Annotated in this window: 5 protein-coding genes; all 5 read left to right on the forward strand. The window is 63.1% G+C overall.

The genetic code is table 11. The features are described 5' to 3' along the window. Positions 1-132 precede the first annotated feature (132 nt). On the forward strand, positions 133-1,554 hold the full coding sequence (rbcL, locus tag B7Z66_15730) for a ribulose-bisphosphate carboxylase large subunit (protein ID OYV74648.1): 1,422 nt from the start codon (positions 133-135) through the stop codon (positions 1,552-1,554). 76 nt (positions 1,555-1,630) lie between these two features. After that, complete coding sequence (locus B7Z66_15735; GenBank protein ID OYV74649.1) at positions 1,631-1,990, forward strand: ribulose bisphosphate carboxylase small subunit; 360 nt, start codon at positions 1,631-1,633, stop codon at positions 1,988-1,990. A gap of 136 nt (positions 1,991-2,126) precedes the next feature. Then, a complete protein-coding gene (locus B7Z66_15740) occupies positions 2,127-2,927 on the forward strand; it encodes an AAA family ATPase (GenBank protein ID OYV74650.1) in 801 nt (266 codons plus the stop codon). Positions 2,928-3,339: 412 nt separating this feature from the next. Further along, positions 3,340-3,702, forward strand: a complete 363-nt coding sequence (locus B7Z66_15745) for a hypothetical protein (GenBank protein OYV74651.1) — start codon at positions 3,340-3,342, stop codon at positions 3,700-3,702. A 150-nt stretch (positions 3,703-3,852) separates the two neighbouring features. Continuing rightward, positions 3,853-6,198, forward strand: coding sequence for a VWA domain-containing protein (locus B7Z66_15750; GenBank protein OYV74652.1), 2,346 nt, complete (start codon positions 3,853-3,855; stop codon positions 6,196-6,198). The last annotated feature ends 12 nt before the right edge of the window (positions 6,199-6,210 follow it).

A 6,210-nucleotide genomic window follows, 5' to 3' on the forward strand; every position in this document is an offset into this window, starting at 1 on the left:
GGACCTATACTTCTGGGCACCGACCCTGGCGTACTCCGCTCTCCTGATGAAGTACCCGGGTGTTGTGCACCGATTCCCAGTCGTTTGCCCCGGCCAACAGGGCGCGCCGATACTCGAGATGGAGGCAGTCGCATGTCCAAGAAAACCTACCAGGCGGGCGTAAAGGCGTACCGCGAAACCTACTGGATGCCGGACTACACTCCGGCGGATACCGATATCCTGGCCTGCTTCAAGGTCACGGCCCAGCCTGGGGTGCCCCGTGAGGAGGCCGCGGCGGCAGTCGCTGCGGAGTCTTCCACCGGTACCTGGACCACGGTGTGGACCGATCTGCTCACCGATCTGGATTACTACAAGGGCCGCGCCTACCGCATCGAGGACGTGCCGGGCGATGACGAATCCTTCTACGCCTTCGTGGCCTATCCCATCGACCTGTTCGAAGAGGGTTCGGTGGTGAACGTGTTTACTTCTCTGGTGGGCAACGTATTCGGTTTCAAGGCCCTGCGTCACTTGCGTTTGGAAGACGTGCGGTTCCCGATCGCTTATGTGAAGACCTGTGGCGGGCCGCCCAACGGCATCCAGGTGGAGCGTGACAAGCTCAACAAGTATGGTCGCCCGTTGCTGGGCTGCACCATCAAGCCCAAGCTGGGACTGTCCGCGAAGAACTACGGCCGCGCCGTGTACGAGTGTCTGCGTGGTGGTCTGGACTTCACCAAGGACGACGAGAACGTCAACTCGCAGCCCTTCATGCGTTGGCGTGACCGCTTCAGCTTCGTGGCGGAGGCCCTCCACAAGGCGGAGGCGGAGACCGGCGAGCGCAAAGGCCACTATTGCAACGTGACCGCGCCGACACCCGAGGAGATGTACAAGCGCGCCGAGTACGCCAAGGAACTGCGTATGCCTATCATTATGCACGACTACATCACCGGTGGATTCTGTGCCAATACCGGCTTGGCCAACTGGTGCCGCGACAATGGGCTGCTGCTGCATATCCACCGCGCCATGCACGCGGTACTCGACCGTCATCCCAAGCACGGGATCCATTTCCGGGTGTTGGCGAAGATCCTGCGGCTCTCCGGCGGTGACCATCTCCATTCCGGCACGGTGGTAGGCAAGCTGGAGGGCGACCGCGAGGCCACCCTCGGCTGGATCGACATCATGCGTGACCGCTTCATCAAGGAAGACCGCTCGCGCGGTATCTTCTTCGACCAGGATTGGGGTTCCATGCCCGGGGTGTTCCCGGTGGCCTCCGGTGGCATCCATGTCTGGCACATGCCGGCGTTGACCGCCATCTTCGGTGACGATTCAGTGCTCCAGTTCGGCGGTGGCACCCTGGGCCACCCCTGGGGCAACGCCGCGGGCGCCGCGGCCAACCGGGTTGCGCTGGAGGCCTGTGTGGAGGCCCGCAACGAGGGGCGTCAGCTCGAGAAGGAGGGCAAGGAGATTCTCACCGCCGCCGCCAAGCACAGCCCGGAGTTGAAGTCCGCGATGGAAACATGGAAGGAGATCAAGTTCGAATTCGACACGGTGGACAAGCTGGACGTCGCCCACCGATAGTTTCCCGCGTTCCCGGGCCGGGCACACGGCCTGACCCGGGAACGGCGTTGACCCGACTGGATGAGGAAGAATCGAGATGAGCGAATTACAGGATTACAAGTCACGGTTGAGCGATCCCACCAGCCGTAAATTTGAGACCTTCTCCTATCTCCCGGAGCTGGACGAGAAGCAAATTCACCGGCAGGTGGAGTATATCGTCAAGAAAGGTTGGAACCCGGCCATCGAACATACCGAGCCGGAAAACGCCACCGACCACTATTGGTACATGTGGAAGCTACCGATGTTCGGCGAGACCAACGTGGAGCGGATTCTGGCCGAGGCGGCGAATTGCCACAAGGCCAACTCGACGCACCACGTACGCTTGGTCGGTTACGACAACGCCAAGCAGTCCCAAGGTACCGCGCTGGTGATCTTCCGGGGCCCTATTAAGGTATAGGTCGGCGGATGGTCCTCCAAGGCCCCTGCCCGGCCTGCCCGAGCGGGGGCTTTTTTGTGGTATGGAGCGCGCCCGCGGCCCGGTCGCAATGGCGTTCCCCGGTTCGGGATCCGCACAATCGAGCAGGATGAATCCAATGTCCGATATCGAGCAGTACAAGATCAGCGAGGAGCCCTATTACCGGGCGGTGGCGGATGAAATCGCGTTGTACGAGGCGGCCTACGAGGCGCGCATGCCGGTGATGTTGAAGGGCCCCACCGGCTGCGGAAAGTCGCGCTTCGTCGAATTCATGGCCTGGAAGCTGGAGCGGCCGCTGATCACCGTGGCCTGTAACGAAGACATGACCGCCTCGGACCTCGTGGGCCGTTACCTGCTGGATGCAGACGGCACCCGCTGGCACGACGGCCCGCTTACAATGGCGGCCCGTAGCGGGGCGATCTGTTACCTGGACGAGGTGGTGGAGGCGCGTCAGGACACCACGGTGGTGATCCACCCCCTCACGGATCACCGGCGCAATCTACCCTTGGAGAAGAAGGGCGAATTGGTATCGGCTCATCCGGATTTCCAGCTGGTGATTTCCTACAACCCCGGGTATCAGAGTCTGATGAAGGATTTGAAACAGTCGACCAAACAGCGCTTCGGGGCCCTGGACTTCGACTATCCCCCTGCGGAGGTGGAGGCGGAAATTGTTCGCCACGAAGCGGGCGTCGACGCTGAGGTTGCCCGGAAACTGGTGGCCATCTCCCACCGGGCGCGGAATCTCAAGGGCCACGGCCTGGACGAGGGCATTTCCACCCGGTTGCTGGTCTATGCGGGACATCTGATCGCCAAGGGCATCGACCCGAAGGCGGCGTGCCGGATGACCCTGGTACGCCCGATTACCGACGACGCGGACATGCGCGATACCCTGGACGCCGCGGTGAGCACTTTTTTTTGATCCTGATCATGCCGCACGACGTTCCCGTAAGCTATTGTGGAAACCGCGTCACAAGACGAGCTTGGCCAGGACCTTTCATCGGATCCCGGAGTGAGAGTACCGACGTGCCGGCAAGCCGAGGGCGTAGCCGCACTACCTTGGAGCGCGCCCAGGGGCTCGCCCTGCCCTGCCGGGTGGATCGGTGGTTACGCAGGATGCCGGGTGTGCCATCCTGGTCCGGCGCGGCTGACGCGGCGCGTGTCTGCGGAACAGGGCTGCGGTGCCCCCGGCTTGGCGCGTGCGGGCAACGCCGCACGTTGGTATGATAGGAAGCCTAGTTTTCGGTGTGCCGCTGTACCAGCGAGCCGTGGGCGGGGCGGGGTGGTCACAACAAGATTTCTGGGTGTTTTGGATATCGACCGGAGGTCACATCATGGTGAGGTTTACTAAAGTAATCACGATTGCAGCGGCGGTGGCCGCGAGCGCGGCGCTGCTACAGACGGCGGGCGCTACCGAGTTCAACAAGGCCGATGCGGGTAAGATCCAGACCTATGTGCAATCCAAGGGGCTGGCATGCATGAGTTGCCACGGCATCGATAACAAGATCGTCGGGCCCGCGTGGACGTCTGTGGCGAAGAAGTACAAGGGCGATCCAAAGGCGGAAGCCCTGCTGACGGATCGTATCGCCAATGGTGGTTCCGGTACCTGGGGTTCGACGCCCATGCCGCCGGGAATGGCGACACCCGCGCAGGCCAAGGTTCTCGCCAAACTGATTCTGAATCTGGATTCCAAGTAAGTCTGTTACCGGTAGGTGCCGCCCCGTTTGGGCGGCACCCTGGCCGGTAACCGGACGTCACTCTGCACAAGGCCGCTACGACGCGGCAGACTGGGCGGGTCGGTCGCAGCGCCCCGGTCGGGGACGGCCCATCACAAGGGCAGCGCGGCAATGACTGTCAATCTGGAAGAATACCGCCCGTTCCTGGAGAAGGTCACGCCGGAACTGCGGGAAACCTTCGACGCCTGTTTTGGCGAAGCAGCGCGCGTGATGTCGCCCGGCGGCATGCACAATTACCTGGAGGGCGCGCGCGGGCTGTGTGAACTGGGGCGCGGTACTGACTTGGTGGTCTCCTACCTGGAGGCCATGCCGGCGGTGGCCAAGGCCGTCGGTGAAAACCTGATCCCCGTATGCGTGTCCGCGGCCATGAAGCTCGCCTCCATGGTCAGCGGCCAGATCATCGCGCTGCTCTTTGCCACGCTACCCATCGCCGCACGGCGATTAGGCGACGCGGAGCTGTTGCGCAATTACCTGGCGTTGATCCACCAGTTGTCGGCCAAGGCGCCGCGCGGCCTGCGTCCCATGCTGGAACATCTGGACCCGCTGCTCGCCAAGCTCACCCTGGGCGGGCTCCGGCGCTGGGCGAATTGGGGGGCCCAGGCCCATGGGCGTGACTTCGCGGCGCAGACCCGATACTTCGCCTTGGAGTCCAGCGATAGTCTGGCAGTACTCCAGCAGGAACGCCGGGGGACCCTGTTCGTGGACCTGCATCGGCGTCTCAATTTTTACCTGCGCGCCTTGTGGGGCCGCGATTTTTTCATGCGGCCCACCTCCGGGGATTATGAAAGCCGCGAGGGTTATCGGCCGTTCATCGAAGGGCGGGTGCTGCACCTGCCGGATGCCTATGACGACTACGCTGACATTCCGGGGTCGGAATTGTATCGCGCCGCCGCGGCGCACGCGGCGGCTCATATCGTCTACACCAGTGCGCCGATCTCCGCGGAAGGACTGAGTCCGGGCCAGATGGTTTTCATTGCGCTGTTTGAGGACGCCCGGGTCGAACACTTGGCGATTCGCGAATTTCCCGGGTTGAAGCAGCTTTGGTTGCGCTTCCACGAAAAGGTGCAGGACGTGAGTTGTCCCACTGATCCGGTGGTCGGCCTAGTGGAACGCTGCGCGCACGCGCTCCTGGACGCTGGGTATGCAGACCCGGACCCCTGGGTTCGTATGGCAGCTGGCGCGTTTCGCGACGGCTACGCAGCCCGGTCTGCGGACAACCGCCTGAGCTGGGATCTGGGCGTTGAATTTTTTAACCGCCTGGGCGAGCGCCACACCGTCCCAGGTCTGCGGACGCTGCAATCCGTGGCGATTCCCTATCGGGACGACAACCGCTATATATGGACCTTTGCCGAAAACGTTTGGGATCAGGGCGTGGAGTATGTGGCCGCCAGCCAGCGTCAGCTGCGGCGCACCGTATCCGTCATCGAGATGGCCAACGAACTCGACTGCGAGCTGGCGGGCGACGATGCCCAGGAGGTCTGGACCCTGGAGACGGAATTCTACCGGGACGGCGACCCGGACGGGGTGAGTATCAACCAGATCGAAGGGCGGGAGCCCGTAAGCACGCCCTACCATTATCCGGAGTGGGACTATCAGATTCAGCTCAGCCGTCCGGAATGGACCACTGTGCTGGAGAAGCGTCAGCCGCGCGGCGACGCCCGGGACATCGATCGGGTTCTGGAGGCCTACAAACCGCTGGCGTCGCGCATCAAGCACGTGATCGACAGTCTGCAGCCGGAGGGCGTGGTCCGGCTGCGCCGCCAGGAGGTGGGGGACGAAATCGATCTGGACGCGGCGATCCGCGCCATGGTGGACCTGCGCATGGGACGCAGCCCGGATCCGCGTATCAACATTCGTCACGTCCGCAAGACCCGGGATCTGGCGGTGCTGGTGCTGCTGGATCTGTCCGAATCCACCAATGAGAGCTTGGGGGACAGCGACCGGCCGGTGGTGCAGTTGGCGCGCGAGGCCACCGCGTTGCTCGCCTGGGCGATCCATGGTATCGGCGATCCCTTCGCCATCCACGGTTTCGCCTCCGATGGGCGCCATGACGTACAATATTACCGGTTCAAGGACTTCGGCCAGCCCTACGACGACAAGGTGAAGGCGCGCCTCGCGGGGATGCGGGGTGGACTTTCCACCCGCATGGGCGCCGCGTTCCGCCACGCGGCGGGATTTCTACTGCGCGAGCTGGAACGCAAGAAACTGCTGCTGGTAGTGAGTGACGGGGAGCCGGCCGATGTGGATATCCGGGATCCGGTGTACCTGCGGCAGGACGCGAAGAAGGCAGTGGAGGAGTTGGCCACCCGTGGGGTATTCACCTACTGCCTGACCCTGGATCGACACGCGGATGAATACGTGCCGCGGATCTTCGGGGCCCGGGGATACACCGTGGTTGATCATGTGCAGCGGTTGCCCGAGCGGCTCCCTGCGGTATTCGCCGGCCTCACGAAATAGCGGCTCTGCCAT

The sequence above is a fragment of the Chromatiales bacterium 21-64-14 genome (assembly GCA_002255365.1).
Classification (GTDB): domain Bacteria; phylum Pseudomonadota; class Gammaproteobacteria; order 21-64-14; family 21-64-14; genus 21-64-14.

Coding starts and splice junctions, on each gene's coding strand:
- rbcL (OYV74648.1), top strand. CDS start 133: ATGTCCAAGAAAACCTACCAGGCGGGCGTAAAGGCGTACCGCGAAACC.
- B7Z66_15735 (OYV74649.1), top strand. CDS start 1,631: ATGAGCGAATTACAGGATTACAAGTCACGGTTGAGCGATCCCACCAGC.
- B7Z66_15740 (OYV74650.1), top strand. CDS start 2,127: ATGTCCGATATCGAGCAGTACAAGATCAGCGAGGAGCCCTATTACCGG.
- B7Z66_15745 (OYV74651.1), top strand. CDS start 3,340: ATGGTGAGGTTTACTAAAGTAATCACGATTGCAGCGGCGGTGGCCGCG.
- B7Z66_15750 (OYV74652.1), top strand. CDS start 3,853: ATGACTGTCAATCTGGAAGAATACCGCCCGTTCCTGGAGAAGGTCACG.